Origin of the sequence: Pseudoteredinibacter isoporae, assembly GCF_011602085.1 — a bacterium.
In the GTDB taxonomy this organism is placed as follows: Bacteria; Pseudomonadota; Gammaproteobacteria; order Pseudomonadales; family Cellvibrionaceae; genus Pseudoteredinibacter; species Pseudoteredinibacter isoporae.
On the sequence record NZ_JAAONY010000001.1, the window covers coordinates 401,803 to 419,005 of the forward strand.

Annotated in this window: 13 protein-coding genes; 6 read left to right on the plus strand and 7 right to left on the minus strand. The window is 49.5% G+C overall.

Annotated elements, in window-relative coordinates; genetic code table 11:
- Window positions 1-28: 28 nt before the first annotated feature.
- The gene (locus G8768_RS01730; RefSeq protein ID WP_208020053.1) at window positions 29-2,329 is read right to left on the minus strand and encodes a molybdopterin-dependent oxidoreductase; all 2,301 of its coding nucleotides are present in this window, start codon (window positions 2,327-2,329) and stop codon (window positions 29-31) included.
- A gap of 363 nt (window positions 2,330-2,692) precedes the next feature.
- Between G8768_RS01730 and G8768_RS01735 the strand changes: the two genes are divergently transcribed.
- Together G8768_RS01735 and G8768_RS01740 are read left to right on the plus strand one after the other, a co-directional pair.
- Window positions 2,693-2,860, plus strand: coding sequence for a hypothetical protein (locus tag G8768_RS01735; protein ID WP_166852333.1), 168 nt, complete (start codon window positions 2,693-2,695; stop codon window positions 2,858-2,860).
- A gap of 166 nt (window positions 2,861-3,026) precedes the next feature.
- Entirely contained in the window at window positions 3,027-3,962 is a 936-nt protein-coding gene (locus G8768_RS01740) for a tetratricopeptide repeat protein (RefSeq protein WP_166852329.1), read from the plus strand.
- A gap of 66 nt (window positions 3,963-4,028) precedes the next feature.
- Here G8768_RS01740 and G8768_RS01745 read toward each other — a convergent pair whose 3' ends face one another.
- Both G8768_RS01745 and G8768_RS01750 read right to left on the minus strand, forming a co-directional pair.
- Window positions 4,029-5,468, minus strand: coding sequence for an ArnT family glycosyltransferase (locus G8768_RS01745; protein WP_166852327.1), 1,440 nt, complete (start codon window positions 5,466-5,468; stop codon window positions 4,029-4,031).
- Window positions 5,459-6,454, minus strand: a complete 996-nt coding sequence (locus tag G8768_RS01750) for a glycosyltransferase family 2 protein (protein ID WP_166852324.1) — start codon at window positions 6,452-6,454, stop codon at window positions 5,459-5,461. The genes G8768_RS01745 and G8768_RS01750 overlap by 10 nt, the downstream gene beginning before the upstream one ends.
- Window positions 6,455-6,755: 301 nt before the next feature.
- Between G8768_RS01750 and G8768_RS01755 the strand changes: the two genes are divergently transcribed.
- The 4 genes from G8768_RS01755 (at window position 6,756) to G8768_RS01770 (ending at window position 13,131) form a co-directional block, all read left to right on the plus strand.
- Window positions 6,756-7,436, plus strand: a complete 681-nt coding sequence (locus G8768_RS01755) for a response regulator transcription factor (RefSeq protein WP_166852322.1) — start codon at window positions 6,756-6,758, stop codon at window positions 7,434-7,436.
- Complete coding sequence (locus G8768_RS01760; RefSeq protein WP_166852319.1) at window positions 7,420-8,640, plus strand: sensor histidine kinase; 1,221 nt, start codon at window positions 7,420-7,422, stop codon at window positions 8,638-8,640. Before G8768_RS01755 ends, G8768_RS01760 begins: the two co-directional genes overlap by 17 nt.
- A gap of 181 nt (window positions 8,641-8,821) precedes the next feature.
- Window positions 8,822-10,021: an efflux RND transporter periplasmic adaptor subunit gene (locus G8768_RS01765; RefSeq protein ID WP_166852316.1), complete on the plus strand. Its 1,200-nt coding sequence runs from the start codon at window positions 8,822-8,824 to the stop codon at window positions 10,019-10,021.
- On the plus strand, window positions 10,021-13,131 hold the full coding sequence (locus G8768_RS01770) for an efflux RND transporter permease subunit (protein ID WP_243749400.1): 3,111 nt from the start codon (window positions 10,021-10,023) through the stop codon (window positions 13,129-13,131). Before G8768_RS01765 ends, G8768_RS01770 begins: the two co-directional genes overlap by 1 nt.
- On the opposite strand, the gene G8768_RS01775 is transcribed toward G8768_RS01770, so the two are convergent.
- The 4 genes from G8768_RS01775 to G8768_RS01790 form a co-directional block, all read right to left on the minus strand.
- Entirely contained in the window at window positions 13,128-14,615 is a 1,488-nt protein-coding gene (locus G8768_RS01775) for a methyl-accepting chemotaxis protein (protein ID WP_166852310.1), read from the minus strand. The genes G8768_RS01770 and G8768_RS01775 overlap by 4 nt on opposite strands.
- 24 nt (window positions 14,616-14,639) lie before the next feature.
- Window positions 14,640-15,149, minus strand: coding sequence for a DUF6436 domain-containing protein (locus G8768_RS01780; RefSeq protein WP_166852307.1), 510 nt, complete (start codon window positions 15,147-15,149; stop codon window positions 14,640-14,642).
- Window positions 15,150-15,302: 153 nt separating this feature from the next.
- The gene (locus G8768_RS01785) at window positions 15,303-16,205 is read right to left on the minus strand and encodes an NAD-dependent protein deacetylase (RefSeq protein ID WP_341800956.1); all 903 of its coding nucleotides are present in this window, start codon (window positions 16,203-16,205) and stop codon (window positions 15,303-15,305) included.
- The gene (locus G8768_RS01790; protein ID WP_166852304.1) at window positions 16,156-17,133 is read right to left on the minus strand and encodes a threonine ammonia-lyase; all 978 of its coding nucleotides are present in this window, start codon (window positions 17,131-17,133) and stop codon (window positions 16,156-16,158) included. Before G8768_RS01790 ends, G8768_RS01785 begins: the two co-directional genes overlap by 50 nt.
- Window positions 17,134-17,203 lie beyond the last annotated feature (70 nt).

Genomic DNA, 17,203 nt, shown 5'->3' on the forward strand with positions numbered 1-17,203 from the left:
TTTAAAAAAGAAAAAAATAGCGCCTGAATCAACAGGCGCTCACACGCGCTGGAACAAACTTATGCAGAGGTGTACCAATAAATCGATCGCGATGGAAAACACTGGTGAGTTCATTCACATACACACCCGTGTCTTCCAACTCATTGTTTTCATTTACAAAGCGCATACCCTGGCCATTGGGAACGGAAATGGTTCCGAGGTGCATCCGCTCGTCGTAAGCCAGTTCGACTTCCGTTTGTCCGGTTTCGGTTTCCAGCAACACACGCTTGCCTTCTTCCAGGCCGAAACGCTGGGCATCTTCCGGGTGCATGGTTAGCGCAGTGACTGCTCTTCCCTTTGCCCACTGGGGATCACGAATGTTGCAGTTCGCGGTATAAGCTCGACGAACACCCGCCACCAGAGCAAAGGGGTATTCCTCACTGGTTTTCAGCATGGGTTCGAGCTTGTCCAGCACATCCACTTCATCCAGTAACTCACCAATCAGCATTTGCAATTTGTTTTCTGGGTGAGGAATACGCGCCCAGCTTTCTTCATAGGTGGAAATGCCAATCTCGACAGCGGTCGGACTGTCTACCAACGCCTGAAACAAATCACTACCGGCGCTTGGGCCACTAAAGCCTGCACGGGCAGCTTCGGCGCTGTGTTTAAGTACATACATCTGGCACAAGCCCCAAATCGCCGCTGTAGCCGCCTGGCCTTCTGGCAATGCGGGGCCGAGGGTTCGATACAGGACATAAGGCAGATAGCTGGCGACTTTGCGGTTGCTGCCCATCTGAGAAAACAATTCGCCCTGATAGGCGGCCATACCATTCTGAGCGGCCGTTTTTAAGCCATCCAATTCACCCGCATCAAACACGCCCAACGCTTCGATCAAACGAGCGTGCATTTCAGGTTCACCCAAGGTATTTGGCATGGGCTCAAGGATAGGCTCGCGCAAATGGAAGATGTTGGCCGGGAAGTTTCTCGGGAAAAACGTCGCCTCCCACTTTTCATACTGACTGCTTGCCGGCAACACATAATCACACTCCATGGCGGTTTCGCTCATCACGACATCGATGGCCAGACTGAAATCGAGATGACGCAACGCCCTGCGCATACGCTTAGCATCGGAAAGGGAGTGCACCGGGTTTGAACTTTCAACAATCAGAGCACGCGATCGCTTTGGATCATCGTTAAGAATTTCTTCGGTTAAATAATTGGCCGGAAACAGGCCACTGACAATAGGCGCGCCGGTAACCGGCAGCGTTCGGCGTTCGGTCTCATAACCATTTTCATCCACTGGACCATAATCCACCGCGATCATATCCGCTAGCTGAGTAATCATGCCGATGGTGCCGGGCCGCCCGTAATTACCATTCATGAGCATCAGCAGAAAATTCAGATAGGTAACCAACGTGGAGTGTGGCGCCATCTGGACGCCGATATCTTCTTCCAGCGCAAAGGATTCTGCCTTGGCAATGACTTCAGCCGTTTCTTTGACCTGGCTCGGACTGACACCGGAGAATTCCGCATAGCTGTCCACATCAATTGCCTGAAAACGCTCAATCACTTTTTCATAGCCGGCGGCGTGTTCAGCCAACCAATCCATGGGCAATAAATTACTTTGGACAATATGAGCCAGTATGGCACCAAGACACCAGGCGTCTCTCCCTGGTCTCACCGCGAGATGGATGTCGGCATGGTCAGCAGTTTCGGTTCTACGCGGGTCCATAACAATGAGCGTGCGTTCCGGGTCTTTTTTGATTTCCTTCAGGAACAGCCGGGCCCTATCCAGGCCATTGCTCATAAACGGGTTTTTGCCCACAAACATGGCCACCTTGGCGTGGTGAACTTCGGGGTGAACCAAGCCACCTATCATACGGCTGAAAACCCAGGACAGGCCGGTTTTTTCCTGGGAGATAGCGCTGCTTTTATATCGAATCCCCAAGGCTTTTCGCAGGCTGGTGGCATAGGCGCCGCCAAGGTGATTCCCCTGACCACCACCACCGTAGTACAAAATCTTGTCGCCACCGTGTTCATCACGCACCGTAGCAAGCTTCCCCGCGATTTCACTGATGGCAGTATCCCAATCCACCGCCTCATAGCTGCCATCCGGCGTGCGGCGCATGGGGCTGTTGATTCGAGCCTTACTGTTTTGATAGTAATCGAGCCGGGAGGCCTTGTTGCAGATATAGCCCTGTGAGGTGGGGTGCTCTTTGTCGCCACGGACTTTCAGTACCTGGCGCCCGTCCTCACCTCCCAACTTGATTTCGACACCGCAGTTCACGAAACACAGATTACAGGCTGTGCTGTGCCACTCTTCATTGGCTTGCTCGGGCTTGGCCATCATCTCTTACCTTTAGGCTACGGCATGGCCGACTAAAGAACGCCATGCTTGTTATTGTTGTTCTTGTAATTAATTTTATATAGGTATCTTTTTGGAACTCATTGATATTAGGGGGCCTCGGAGAGAGTTGTCAAGGATTATCGGCAGCCTTTTAGGCCCGCAAAACCAGACTGTGATCACAATCCTCCGGGGCCTTGCGGCTCCTATATTTTGCCAATCCCCGCCAGAGCTGGCAGCATGAACCCTGCGCGCCATCCTTTTGAAACGCAAAATTTGGTGAACTGTTAGACAGAGACCATTTGGATACGGGTTATATAATCGCGGTGTGGGACAAATAAATCGACCATCATTCAAGGAGATTGAAGCATGAATCACTACCTGACCTGGGGGATTGTTTTAGGCTCTATCGTGGGATTGTTCGTTGGTATTTTCTGGTTTGATATGGGGCTGTCCATGCTGGCTGGCGTTGCTGCAGGAATCATTATTGCTTCTGCCCTTTCCACTTTTCGAGCCAGGAGTTCTTCCAGCTCCTGATATACAATACTGAAGAATCATCCTTTTTGATTAAATTTCAGCGCTTTCGCCTCTATTTTTCTCCTAAGAACTAAATAATTAGTTCCAACTTCCTATTGGACTAAACAGCCTTCCCAGTACCATTGCCCTTTGGGTTCTCTGTTTTAAGCAGTAGAGAGGAAGGGTTTTGCGCGTTACTCTGTGTTTGATTGCCTGTCTGGTGAGTGCTGGCACATTTGCTGATTGCCAGTCACAGCTTTCCATCGGCAACTATGAAACTGCCATAAAACATGCCGAGAAAACACTTACCAACAACAAAGCAAGCTATACAAAGTATTTGTGTCTCGGGCTGGCCCATCAACACCTGGGACGATTTCAGGGCGCTGCTCAAGCGTTCGAAAAAGCCATATCTCTTGCAAAAACCGAACATGAGAAAAACGATCTCTACTTTGATCTGAGCGTGGCGTTTAAGTATCTTGGTCAATTCGATAAATCCCTTGCTTATATCGATAAGAAGCTCACTTTCGACCGCCGTACTCAAAACTCAAGCGAAATGGGCATAAGCCTGGCAACCAAAGCGGCCATACTCGGCGATATGGGGCGCAATCAGGAGGCTATTACGCTTGCGGGCGAGGCCATTCAGTATCTGGAGCGCGATACCGATCGAGCGTCCACCTACAATAATATCGCTACTGGCTATTCTTCACTGGGTGACTTCAAGAACGCATTCAAATATATCGACCTGGCTATCGCCATTGATCGTCGACAATCCACGGCCGGACAAAAAGAACTGGCCATACATCTGATGAACAAGGCATACCTTTATCGTCAACAAGAAAAATACGTGGAAGCTCTCGCCACGGTGAACAACAGTCTGCGTATTATCGAAAAAGGCGGCAATCGGTACTGGCTCATGAGTGGTCTGATTCATCGAGCTAAAATATACGAGCTGTCCAAGGACCTCGATCGTGCGCTGGTTGATTTTCAGGCAGCCGCGAAACTTGCGAACGAAATCAGGGCGCAGGAGCTGGAGTATTTGTTAACCAAAGTGGCGCAACTCAAGGCTCAGGGAAAAGCACCCTCAAAAGAAAATCGGAAGCTCATTACCCAACTGACAAGATAATTGTTCTTCAACAAGGCGCGATCCACCAACTTTTTCTGGAAATCGCCATCAAATAAGTCGAACGTCTTATAACTGACAATAATACAACTCGCTACCTGTGATCTTCTGCTTTAGCACACATGCAGGTTTTAAATCCGGACCTTCTAATTGATAACTTTCTCGAACAATCAGGTAAAAGCGCGTTCCAGCCAGGCCGTCAAGATTTTCGGGAAGACGGCTTGCCAAACCACCGCTGTAAAACTCTGCCGAATAAATACGTCGCTTATAAGCAAACAAAGGCTCGCCGCCTACTTTATGTTCCGACCAATACTGAATGACCTGTTTTTGATTCTTCCATGAATCAAACTTGCTGCCCTCTATACACATAATGATGACAAGCGCAGGAAGCAATAAAGAAGAAAAAAGAATGGTTCGAAAGCTACTGTTAATCTTCAACAACATCCAGGCAAGCATGAGTGCAAGCAGTGGAAGTACCGGCAAAACATACGTCCAGAGAATGTTTCTGGAAAAACTGAAAAACACCAGCAGGCATACCACAATAATCCCACTGTATTGAAACAGAGGCTCCTTGATCAAAGACTTCCAACGCGAACGCCGTTTAAACACAGGCAACAGACACCAAGGTAGGGTCGCTGCAAACGCGTAAATCCAGATATAAGCTCTTGGATGAAGATGGGCGTTTCCGTAAAGATCACCCGCCCAGCCAGGAACAAGAAATCGACGCCAGTGCTCACCGATAAAAAAGTAATCCCAAAAGCCCGGCGTTTTCCATTCGGCAATGACATACCAGGGAGCAGAGAGAATAAAAAACAGAGCCAAGCCGCCCAACCAGGGAATATTAAACAGTGCATACCACTGTCGGTGAAGTAACAACCAAAAGAATGCCGGTGCGCCGAACAACACTAAAGCAATGGGCCCCTTTGCCAACATGCCAAAAGCCAAACCAACGAACCCCATATAGGCCCAGAATTGGTCACTGTAGTGAATCACCCGCCAAAAACCGTACACCGCCAACAGTAGAGAAAAACACAACGCGGGGTCGGTCAGCACGGCGCCAAAGGCGACAAAACCCAAACTTGAACTGGCCAATACAATAGCGGCCAGCAATCCCAACTCGAGTGAATGTTCTTCTCGGCCCCAGCGGATCAATAACGAACAACAAGCAAGTAAGTACAGCAGAGAAGGTAGCCTGACAGCAAATTCATTTGGCCCGAAAATTTTTATCGAAAGGGCTTGTGCCCAAAATGATAAGGGCGGCTTGCCCCAAAACGGCACTTCGTAGTCAAACATCGGGGTGACCCAATCATTCAACTCGACCATTTTTCTCGCCATTTCCGCATAGCGAGCCTCGCTGGTATCCAATAGAGGGTAGACCGCAAGCAAGGCCAGTCTGATCAACAAAATGGCCATTAGCAAGCCATAGAGCTTTGCCGTCGTGTTTCGAGACAGATCCCAATCCCAACTTAAACTCGGCTTTCGGCCGGACAGTATTGCGCTTAGCTGCATTGCTGAATCGCCTCTGTGCTGACCACATTGAAGACCCCATAACTGGCAGGCCCTGCGTTTTCAGCTTCCATGCTTTCACTGTCCACCGTATCGGCGATAAGGTATCCGGGGCGACCCTTGATTTCCTGATAAGCTGCACCGAGGTATTCCCCAATCATCGCCAGGCCAAGTCCCAGAAAAGAAATAACCAGCAATGCAAATACCGACGCGCTGAACGCGCCTTGCCAAAAACTGTAGAGGTTCAAAAAAATGCAAACGAAAAACAAAAATGCCGCAGAAAAGCTGAACAAGCGCAGAGGCTTTCGCGATACCGACATAATGCTTTCAATCGCCAGGTCGCTCAGGGACCAAAGGTTCCATTTGGTTTCGCCTGCGAAACGTTCGTCTCGTTTGTATTGCAACTCAATGGATTTATAGCCACACCAGCTCACCATGGATTTGAAGCTGCGTGATGATTCCGAGGTTTGCTTAAGTGAATCAATCACTTCTTTTCCAATCAATCGGAAGTCACTCACCTCATTGGGATAATGCAAACGCCCGTTGAGCTTGGCGATTGTTCGATAAAACAACTTTGCACTGAACCGCTTTGCAAGGCCTTCTTTACCTCGGCACTCGCGCTGCATGTTCACCACGTCGAAACCCGACTTCCAGGCGGCGATCATGTCTGGAATCAATTCGGGAGGATCCTGCAAATCGGCATCGATCAGAATAATCGCCTGACCTTTGGCGTGGTCGATACCCGCCTGGATCGCCGACTCTTTACCAAAGTTACGGCTGAATCGAATCCCTCTAACATGTCTCCCCAGACAAAAGCCGTTGATATGCTGAAAGGTCTGATCGGTGCTGCCATCATCGATATACAGAATCTCGCAACTGGAGGGTAGCTCTGCCATCACGGAGAGCATGCGCCGATGAAAACTGGGCAGTACCGTCTCTTCATTGAAACAGGGTACAACGACCGTAACGTCCACACTTTGACTGGGCATAGTGTTCTTACTCCCGGGAAAATATTTATTCAAAACAAATGCTTGCTGTTGCTTTTCCTTGCAGGGAAAAGGGGTATACAACGAACTTTATTGGCTCTTAATCCGGCTTTTTGCAAAGCTCATTCGTATAAAAATTCCTGCAAAATCAATTGAGCGAAGCCTATTGGCGGGCAAGACTAGCAACGGATTTGTGATCCAAATGTGAACTGAAATTTTTTCAAATTTCCTCGCAACTATTTGAAATTTTGGGAGTCATAGACCATCATTTTGCCATTAGCCAGGGCGTATTGTGGGGGTCCAAATGGGCATTACCGTACTGTTGGTAGAGGACGATTCTGAACTTGCCGGATCGTTGGCAGACTTTTTAATTGAGGTCGGTTTTGACGTGGACTTCGCATTTAATGGCCAAGCCTGCTTGGAGCTTTGCCGTCAAAATCACTATGACGTTCTGGTGATGGACGTCAACATGCCACAAATGGATGGCCTGAGTGCCTGCCAGGAACTCCGACAAAATCAAGGCAGTAATACACCTATTATTTTTCTGACCGCTAGGGATACCCTGGAAGACAAGCTGGCAGGCTTTGATGCGGGGGCAGACGATTACTTGGTGAAACCCTTTGCGCCCGCTGAGCTGGCCGCCAGGCTTAACGTTCTGGCCAATCGACAAAGCAAGCACAGCGGCAATGTTATTTCCCTTGGCGATATTGAAATCGATCGCAACTCTCAACAGCTCCGTCGCCAGGGAGAGGCTATCGAACTGCATCATATTCAATTTCGCTTATTGGAAGTACTGGCTCAATACGCGCCTGCGGCCGTGAGTCGAGAAATTCTGGAGAAAGAACTGTGGCAAGGCGAGCCACCCAATTGTGACGCTCTGCGAACCCATGTGTATCGCCTGCGCATGGCGCTTGATAAGCCCTACAACAGCAATCTGATTAAAACCATTCATGGAAAGGGGTACCGTCTTGCTATACCCAATTAATTCCTATTTTTGGCGAGTACTGGCTAATCTCCTGCCCTTCTCCTTTTTTGTGGTGCTGCTGTACAGTTTACTGATCGAGTATTCTATTTACGGTACTGAAGACCACATTGCACACAGTTACCTCAAGCATGAGCTGAATATTGCTCTGCAGAACGACGCGAGTGAATTGCCCTCCACCAGCTATTTTAAAAGCTATCGCGAAGGCGAGAATGAAATTCCTGTTGAATACCAGAGTTTTGAAAACGGTATTCACGAACTCCCCGACCGAAGTACCCACGTCGCGGTTTCCAATGAAACATCGGACGGCAAACGTATCTATATCGTCTTGGATGAAGATGAACTGGGCTCATTGCAAAAGCTGGATGGTCCTTTGCACAGCACGCTATTCGCCATCGGTTGCGTTGTTCTGTTTGCCAGCTTTTTTATCGCCACCTTCCTGGCCCGTAGCCTGGCTAAGCCCATTATGGATTTGGCTGAAGATGCCAGTGTGAACTGGCAGCCAGGCTATAAACTGCATGGTCAGGATCGAGGCGATGAGCTGGGTGTGCTCAGTCGTGCTCTTGCACATCTTCTGCAACAGCAGGCCCAACAGTTAGATCGCGAGAAGTCTTTCACCCGCCATGCCAGCCATGAAATGCGCACACCCGCAGCGATCATCAGGAACTCGGTTTCGGTGCTGCAACTGAAATCGCTGGATGAAGACAAAATAGATCGTAACCTGAGACGGATCAGCAATGCCGGCTCGGATATCGAATCCATTGTGGATACCTTTCTCGCCCTGGGGCGTGCCCACGATCGACCGGCCTCCATGGAACATTGGAAAAGCTGCAATCTGAAGCAGATTCTGCAACGCTGTATCGAAAGACAAAGTGCTTTGATTGAACAAAAGGCCATGGATGTCGATCTTCAACTGGACAACTCGGCGAATATTCTGGCCCATAAAGCCATGATTACGGTCGCCCTGCAAAACCTGTTACGCAATGCTGTCAATCATGGCAGCGGTCAAATCCGTATTGAGGGCAATATCGAATACATTCAGGTTTCTAACCCGATTGCCGAGCAGAACAGTCAGGATGGTTATGGTTACGGCCAGGAGATTATCAGCCGCATTTGTGAATACCACGACTGGCAAGCCACCTTTAGCGAAGTTGAGCAGCAGTACATTGCTCGCATCGACTTCAGTGCCTTTGCTTCCCACGCCTAGCGCCTATCCGGGCGCTGGCTTGCTTTCCTCTTACATCGTATTCTCAATCCTATTTCCAGCCCCACTTCATGTGACATTTGGTTCACGCTTGTTTCTCTACAATGAAGGTTTTTCATAGGTCTTGTCCGCTTTTTAGCAAACAGCGCATAAAGCCGGTCAGGCCGGAGCCGGGAACCGATCTATGCGCCAGTCTATTTTTCCTTTACTGCTGTTGGCAGGCAGTCTTGGTTTTTCTTCCTATTTGTTGCTGAAGCCTGCTGAAATTGAAGCCTCCATTCCTGAGGCGGAAAAAACCCGAGAGGTTCTGGCTGTGCAGCTAAAAGCGCAGCACCATTACGCCAGCTGGAAAACCGGTGGCTTGCTCACACCCGCGAAGCGCATAATTTTATCCAATCAGGTTGCCGGTATTCTTGAAGGCCTTTCCGATTCGGTTTATCCAGGGGCCAAAATTAGCAAGGGCCAATTGCTGGCAAATATCGACCCCAGCGAACTTCAACTCAAACTGCAACAGGCTCAGAGTAACGTGGCCAGTGCCAAGGCTGAGCTGGATATTGAAGTCGGTCAGCAAAAACTCGCCGCTGCACAATATCAGCTGGCCAAGCACATTTTAAAAGGCAAATCGGAAGCTCTGGCTTTACGCCAACCTCAGCTCGAAATCGCCAAGGCGAAACTGGCGCTTAGTGAAACCGCATTGGCCGAGGCAAAACTGCAACTCAGTTATACTCGGATTCACGCACCGACAGATGCGGTGGTACTCAGGAAGCAAGTGGATCAAGGCAGTTACTTGAGCGCAAACACGCCCTTGATGGAGCTCGCCGCCAATGATGAGTATTGGTTAAACGTCAAAGTGCCTGCCAGCTTTTTGTCCTGGGTCAATGACGATACAGAGGTGCTATACAGCCACCCCAGTTGGGGTGAGAAACAATACCCCGGAAAAATACTCAGTGTTCAATCGGAAGTGAACAACGCCGACCGCCAGGCCCAGATACTGGTTGCGGTAACCCTGACCAATCACGAGCAACACAAGCCCCTGCTTAACCAATATCTGGATGTCACCTTGCGCACTCCCATTCCCGGCGAAACCATTCAGCTTTCCCGGGAATGGCTTAATGATCAACAAAAACTCTGGTTGATAAAGGACGAGCGCCTCGAAAAGCATACAGCAAACCCGATTTTTACTGGCCGAGACACCATCATCGTCAATTCCAATACGCTAGCCCAACAATGGGTAGCCGCTCAGAAACTGATAGCCGTCAATGATGGAATGCCCGTGAGGAAAGTGCTTTTAAAAGACAAAGCGACAAAGGAGGTTTCACCAGAACAAAGATCTATGCAACTCGAATCTCCCAACGCTGATCAAGCTCAGGAGAATCGCTCGTGATGGAAAACCAAAACGGCCCTATCGCCTGGATGACCCATCATCGGGTTGCGCCCAATTTGCTCATGCTGTTTCTGATCATTGGGGGACTGTTTGTCAGTTACACGATTCAAAAAGAGTTTCTGCCCAGTGAATCTGCCGCCATCGTTAACATTGATATTGAATACCCGGCCGCAACGCCAAGCGAGATTGAACAGAGCGTTGTGGTTCCCCTGGAGAACGCCCTGCAGGGAATGATCAATATTAAAAAATTGAGTTCGAGCATCAGTCAGGGCAGCAGCCAAACCCGCATCGAGCTTGTCGAGTCCGCCGATCGCAGCAAGGTCTATCAGGATATTAAACAGGCAGTGGACCGCATCAATACCTTTCCCCAACTGATTGAACGGCCTTTGGTATCCCTTGAAGAAGATACCATTGAAGTTTTGGAACTGGCGGTATTTGGTGATCTGAGTTTATTCGAAATGAAGCAGCTTGGAGAACAAGTACGCTTGCTGCTTCTGCAAGACAATCGCCTGTCAAAAATCGAAATGAACGGATTGCCACAGCAACAGATTCATATCGACATTCGCCCTGAGATGTTGAAGCGTTATCGCATCCGTCTTGCGGACATTGCCTCCCGCTTACGCAGTTCCGCCCTTGAGCAATCCGCAGGAACAGTTCAAAGTGAAAACGGGAATATATTGGTCAGCGTTAACAATAAACGCTACTGGTCCTATGAGTTTTCCAAAATCCCCATTTTGCAACAGAGTGATGGCAGTAATCTGCTACTGGGCGATATTGCAACAATCCGAGAAGGCTTTGCCGACAGCAATCAGTTGGTAACCTTTAATGGACACAATGGCATTTTGTTGAATATCTATCGTAGCGGGCAACAAACCCCCAGCGATGTGTACGATGCTTATCTCGACAGTTTGTCTGAGATACAAGCTTTACTGCCTCCCGGAGCGGATCTGCGTTTAACCGACAATGACGCCACCACCTACACCCAACGTTTAGGCCTGGTGTTAAAAAACGCTTTTCTCGGTTTGTTACTGGTGATGATCACCCTGGCACTGTTTCTCCAGCATCATCTGGCATTCTGGATTGTGATCGGCCTGCCTACCACCTTTCTGGGCGCGATTATTTTTTTGCCCCTTTTTAATGTCACTATCAATGTCATCAGTCTGTTTGGGTTTATTATTGCCTTGGGGCTGGTGGTCGACGATGCCATTATCGCAGGCGAAAATATTTATGCCCGACAACAACAAGGCATGGATTTTCAAACCGCCGCAATTATGGGCGCAAAGGAAATGGCAGTACCATTAAGTTTTGCCATTCTGACCAACATCATTGCCTTCCTTCCATTGCTCAGCATGCCCGGGCAAATTGGACGAATATTTGGCAGCGCCCCGATCGTCGTTGTGATTTGTTTTGTCATCAGTTGGGTGGAAGCCTTGTTTATTCTACCTGCTCATCTGGCCGCCAGTGGAAAAAGCAAAACACATCGCTTTGATGGCATTCGCCAACGGTGCGCAGCTTATCTTGATCACTTCATCCACCATCGCTATCGCCGTTTTTTGCAGACTTGCTTAAAACGTCCTTTGCTGAGTTTGGCCCTTCCCCTGTGTATTGCGTCGATCAGCCTCAGTTATGCCTTGAGTGGCCGCATGGGCTTTTCGGTATTTCCTGCACTGGAAGGAGAATGGGCCGTTGCTACCGCTGAGTTGCCCAATGATGCTTCAATGGCTCAACTAAAGCAGGTTCGAGATCACGTGGAAGCCGCTGCACTGCGAACGGTAGCCAAGTCGGGTGGCGATACCTTATTGCAAAGCCGCCAAGCCGAAATTGATGGCAACAGCGTCAGCGTTGGTCTGTACCTGACACCAACAGAAGTTCGCCCCATCAGCTCCCACGAGCTGGTTAGAAGATGGCAGCAAAACCTGGGGCCGATCAATCATGTTCGCAGTATCGAGTTCGATGCCGAACGCGGGGGTGGCGGAGGCAACAATAGCCGCCTCAGTATTGAACTCAGACATCAAGATGGCCTGTTGCTCGCCAGAGCCATTCGCGATGCCGAACAACAACTCGCCGACATTAACGGCTTGAGTGATGTTAAAAGCAGTTATTCCGAGGGCATTCCCCAATGGGATGTTAGCCTGAGCCAACACGGTTTAAATCTCGGTCTGAATACCGCTATGGTTTCAGAACAATTGCGAGGCGCACTTTATGGGAATCAGGCCATGCGGCTGCAACGACAATCCAGCGAGGTCAGTGTGCTGGTGCGCATGGATCGGGATGCCATACGCAGCGAAGCGGATATCAAAAACCTGCCTATTCAAACCGAGAGTGGTGGCGAACTGCCCCTCCATGAACTGGCCGAGCTGAAAAAATCCAGTGCCCCTGCCAGCATTTCCCGTCGCGATGCTCAACGCATAGAAACCATTACCGCGCGGGCCAACAACCCTCGTCAATTACCCATTCTTGTACAGACTATTGAAGACAAGCTGTTCCCGACCTTACGTGCCAAGTACCCCGGGATTGTTTTACAGTTCTCTGGAAATCAGGAAGAAGCTTCAGAGGGATTAAGCAATTTATCGGTCGGGACGGTGCTGGCACTGTTGGCTATCTTTGCAGCGCTTGCTATTCCAATGCGCAGTTACAGCCAGCCCTTGCTCATCATGAGCATTATTCCCTTTGCCGCCGTTGGTGCCATTCTTGGCCACATGGTGCTTCAACTGAGCATTAGCATGGTCAGTATTATGGGCATTCTGGCATTGAGCGGCATCGTTATTAACAACAGTTTGATCCTGATTGAGTTTGCCAACCGCGCTCGAGAAGGGGGAAAAATGCTGGAAGACGCAATTATCACAGCGGCGTGTCAGCGTTTTCGCCCCATTTTTTTAACCAGCATCACAACGTTTTTTGGCTTGGCGCCAATGGTTTTTGAAAGCAGCCGCCAAGCTCAAATGTTGATACCTATGGCGGTGAGTATTGGATTCGGAATTCTCTTTACCAGTGTGGTTTGCCTCAGCTTTCTACCAGTTCTCTACGTGCAGCATGGCAAGCTGACACAAAAGAAAGACGAGCCAGCGAAGTCGCCAGCCCGCCAAGGGGAAGTTATTGAAAAATACTAGGCTGTTTTAAACTTGCCAACATTGAGCACCAGCTCCTGGCTCTGTTGGACCATCGCGCAACTCAAGCCTTCACTTTGAGTTGCCCGCTCTTTGTTCGAGCGGGACAGAGTTTGAATCTGCTCAATATTACTGACCATACCTTGGACTAACTGCTGCTGCTCAACTGAGGAATTTTCTACACCCGCCACAATTCCCGACAGAGTATTCAGGTTACCTTGTACACGCTGTAGGACCTGAACCGTTGCCTGTGTTTTATCCACACAACGCTCGGCATTTTTCCGGCTATTGTCCATGGCGGACATGGATTCCTTCGAGCTTTGCTGTAAGGCTTCCAATGTTTCCTGAACTTCATTAGTTGTCGACTGGGTGCGCTGTGCCAGAACACGAACTTCATCGGCTACTACCGCAAAGCCACGCCCCTGATCACCAGCACGAGCCGCTTCAATGGCGGCATTCAAGGCCAATAGATTGGTCTGCTCGGAAATGCTTTGGATGGTTCCCAGTAAGGCATAAATCTGTTCACAGTGATTTTCCATTTCACCCACTTTGCCTGAAGCATTGCCGATCAAAGTGTTTAAACTTTGGATGTCTTTCAGCGATGCGTCACCAGCCTCAGTGCCACGGTTTGAATCCTGATTTGCTTCATCCAGCTGAGCCGTTGCCTGCTTGACCGATTCAGCAACTTTGCCCGCACCATCACTGAGCTGGATCACGGAGCTGGCAATTTCATCCGTTTGTTGACCCTGTTCAAGCAATTCCCGGGCAATGGCATTGTTACTTTCATTCAGTTCATTGCCCTGATCCGCAAGCTGGCCAGCCGTGCTCTTCACTTGGGCAGCGAGCTGCTCTGTGGATTCCAGAAATTGATTGAGCACATTGACTACCTCGCAGTCCATATCCGCGCGTACATTCAAGTGTATTTCACCCTTGGTTTGCATCACGGTATCAATACAACTGTTTACTGCTTCGGTCTGGGCGTATTCACGCTTGGCGTCCAGAGCCATCCAGACCACGACGGCGGTTTCGAACACGACATAGCCAGCGTGAAGAAATACCAGACCCCAGGACTGATTGTCTGGATTCAGCATGTACACCGGTTTGCCCTGGCTTTGAAGGTAGTAAAAGGACAAGTGGTGAACCGCAGCCACACCCGCTGCAACAACGGGTGGCGCCCAATCACGGTAATACAACAACAAAGCCAGCAACACAAAAATACCAAAGTGATATTCAATCAGACCGTGACCCTGTTGAATATGCATGGCGCAAAACACCATAAATACAGCGGCCACCGTGCATCGCATAATCCGCGAGCCCGGAACAATGTGGTTCAGCAAAAACACCAATGCCAGGCAACTGCCCCCCGTCAGCAGTGCCAACATCCAAGTATCGTAGAGCCCAGCCAGGGCCAGCCCGTAAAAGAACAAGCCACAGCATATACCCAACATCAATTTGTCGGCTTTACGATAATGATTGTCGATATTCATGAAAAACAACTCTCAAGTTTTAGACTAGGCACGGCTTTGTGCATCAGGCCAGGGGCAAAAGCAGCCAACACCGGCCGTATTGGTTATCTGTGGGTTTTCACCTGTTTTTAATTGTTTCAAGACAGGTTCAATAAAACTGGTTTTGGCATTGCAAATAATCCCATTGCTATAAGGACCGAAATACGCCAGCTGACCGTCGCCACTCCAGATGGCTACCGCCGGGCTGGAAGGAATGGATACGGGTGCCAATGAAGAAGGTGTCAGGAAATCGAAGCGAACGTTCTGCGGGCCGTAGTGCGCCTGAAGTTCTTTCTGATGTTCACGAACATAACGATTGCAGGGGCAATTCGGATCAATAAACTGCTGCACAGTTATGCGACCGTTAGAAACCGCCAACAGATTTTGCCCATCAAACTGCGCCAATGAATTGTCGAACCTGCCTAACCAGCGCCACTCCAACAGCCAAAACGACAATAAAGCGACAGAACCCAAAACTCCGATCAGTGCGAAGGCCAGTACTTCACGTTTTGCCATGCCAAATTCACCTTCCTTTGACTAGGCTATCGACAAAAAGAGAATGATCTTTATCTTTTCATGGGTATTTAGCTGACAGTAATGTCGAATCAGGCGCTATTCCCATAAGAAGGAAACTTGGGAAAATAAAAGAGATTTGCAGTAGAACGGAGATCAAAGTGCCTTCAGGGCCTCACCAATATCCATATCGAGCTTCAGATCCAATAGCTCATCTGCCCGGGTCATGCCCAGATTGATCGCCGCCATGGGCTTATTCATTTCCTGAGCGTATTTGCAAAAACGAAAACCCGAGAACACCATCAATGAGCTGCCAATAATCAATAAGGCATCCGCTTTACGAATGGCCGCTTTGGCCAACTCGACCCTGGCCTTGGGAACCGTGCCACCAAAGAACACCACATCGGGCTTTAAGGCCTCTTGTCCGCAGGCTGGGCATACCGGACAACGTACTTGGCTCATGTCCCAATCGTCAACATTGGCGTCACCGTCCGGGCCAGCATCAATACCGGCATGCCTGACGTAGTGCCACAGTTCCGGGTTATCGCTAATCAGTTGGGATTGCACATCTTCGCGCTGGGCAATGTGGTAACAATTCAAACATTGCACTCGATCCAAACGGCCATGAAGATTTAGCACATTGTTGGAACCGGCTTTGCGATGTAAGCCGTCAACATTTTGGGAAATCAGCAACTCAATACGTCCTTCCTGCTCCCAACGCGCCAGAGACTTATGGGCGCTGTTGGCCTGGGAAGCAGAAACCAGTTTCCATCCTAACATGCTGCGAGCCCAATAGCGTTGGCGCTCACTGAGTTCTTGAATAAAGCGCTGATGCTGAATGGGCTCTCTTCGCAACCAGTTGCCCTGGGCATCGCGATAGGTGGGAATTCCCGATTCGGCACTCAAACCCGCGCCGGTAATGACAACCACGCGCGGATGTTTCTGGAGAAAAGCTCTCATCGAGAAAATGTCATTTGAGTGCACGGTATCGGGCATAAATCTGGAAGTGTCAGGCGCTTTGTCTTTGCAGCATTTCTGCAAACCACAGCGGATCAACATTGCCACCACTGGCGATTATCACACAGCGTTTATTCGCCACATCGACTTTACCGGACAATACCGCGGCCAAGGCAGCAGCACCACCTGGCTCAATGACCAGCTTTAGATGCTTCCAGGCAAAATAAACGGCCGCTTCCACGTCTTCATCGCTGACCGTGAGAACGGCATTGACGTATTCCTGATTAATAGGGAGCGTCAACTCGCCTGGAGTGGGCGTCATTAAGGAATCGCAAATGGAGTTCGCGGATTGGGAAACGCTTTGTCGTTCACCCTTTTGAATGGACAGCTGGGTATCATTAAAGGCCTCAGGCTCTACACCATAGACCGTTAAATTCGGCCAGTTATGTTTAGCCGCTAATGCGCTGCCGGAACATAATCCTCCGCCACCCAATGGACTCAATAGAATGTCCGCTTCGCCATTCATCTGCTGGCAGATTTCCAAGCCCACCGTGCCCTGACCTGCAATGACATCAGCATGGTCATATGGAGGCACAAAAGTTGCGTTCAGTTGCTCACAAAGCTCATGGGCAATTTGTTCACGATTTTCAGTGTAGCGGTCGTAGAACTTAACGTCGGCACCATATGAACGAGTCCGTTCTACTTTAATGGCCGGAGCATCTTCGGGCATCACAATGGTCGCCTTTACGCCCAGCATTTGCGCGGTTGCCGCCACGCCCTGGGCATGGTTTCCAGAAGAACAAGCCACAACGCCGGCTTGCTTCTGTTCATCACTCAGCTGCACAATACGATTGTAGGCACCACGGAATTTAAAAGCGCCAACGTGCTGCAAACTTTCAGTTTTGACGAATATTTGCCCAGAGGTGGCTTGGTCCAGCTCACGGCTGTGTAATAATGGCGTTACCTCGGCAACACCTTGCAGCCTTTGCGCTGCACGTTCAATATCCTGATAGGAAATGGCTAAGCTCATCGATTTTGGGTTCCCTTTTAATGGCGGGAATATTATGCCAGAGTTAGGCAATATCAGAAATGCAAATTAG

What these genes read in the sequence shown, in the direction of transcription:
- G8768_RS01730 (WP_208020053.1), bottom strand. Translation starts at nt 2,329, where the DNA reads ATGATGGCCAAGCCCGAGCAAGCCAATGAAGAGTGGCACAGCACAGCC.
- G8768_RS01735 (WP_166852333.1), top strand. Translation starts at nt 2,693, where the DNA reads ATGAATCACTACCTGACCTGGGGGATTGTTTTAGGCTCTATCGTGGGA.
- G8768_RS01745 (WP_166852327.1), bottom strand. Translation starts at nt 5,468, where the DNA reads ATGCAGCTAAGCGCAATACTGTCCGGCCGAAAGCCGAGTTTAAGTTGG.
- G8768_RS01750 (WP_166852324.1), bottom strand. Translation starts at nt 6,454, where the DNA reads ATGCCCAGTCAAAGTGTGGACGTTACGGTCGTTGTACCCTGTTTCAAT.
- G8768_RS01755 (WP_166852322.1), top strand. Translation starts at nt 6,756, where the DNA reads ATGGGCATTACCGTACTGTTGGTAGAGGACGATTCTGAACTTGCCGGA.
- G8768_RS01765 (WP_166852316.1), top strand. Translation starts at nt 8,822, where the DNA reads ATGCGCCAGTCTATTTTTCCTTTACTGCTGTTGGCAGGCAGTCTTGGT.
- G8768_RS01770 (WP_243749400.1), top strand. Translation starts at nt 10,021, where the DNA reads ATGGAAAACCAAAACGGCCCTATCGCCTGGATGACCCATCATCGGGTT.
- G8768_RS01775 (WP_166852310.1), bottom strand. Translation starts at nt 14,615, where the DNA reads ATGAATATCGACAATCATTATCGTAAAGCCGACAAATTGATGTTGGGT.
- G8768_RS01780 (WP_166852307.1), bottom strand. Translation starts at nt 15,149, where the DNA reads ATGGCAAAACGTGAAGTACTGGCCTTCGCACTGATCGGAGTTTTGGGT.
- G8768_RS01785 (WP_341800956.1), bottom strand. Translation starts at nt 16,205, where the DNA reads ATGTTGATCCGCTGTGGTTTGCAGAAATGCTGCAAAGACAAAGCGCCT.
- G8768_RS01790 (WP_166852304.1), bottom strand. Translation starts at nt 17,133, where the DNA reads ATGAGCTTAGCCATTTCCTATCAGGATATTGAACGTGCAGCGCAAAGG.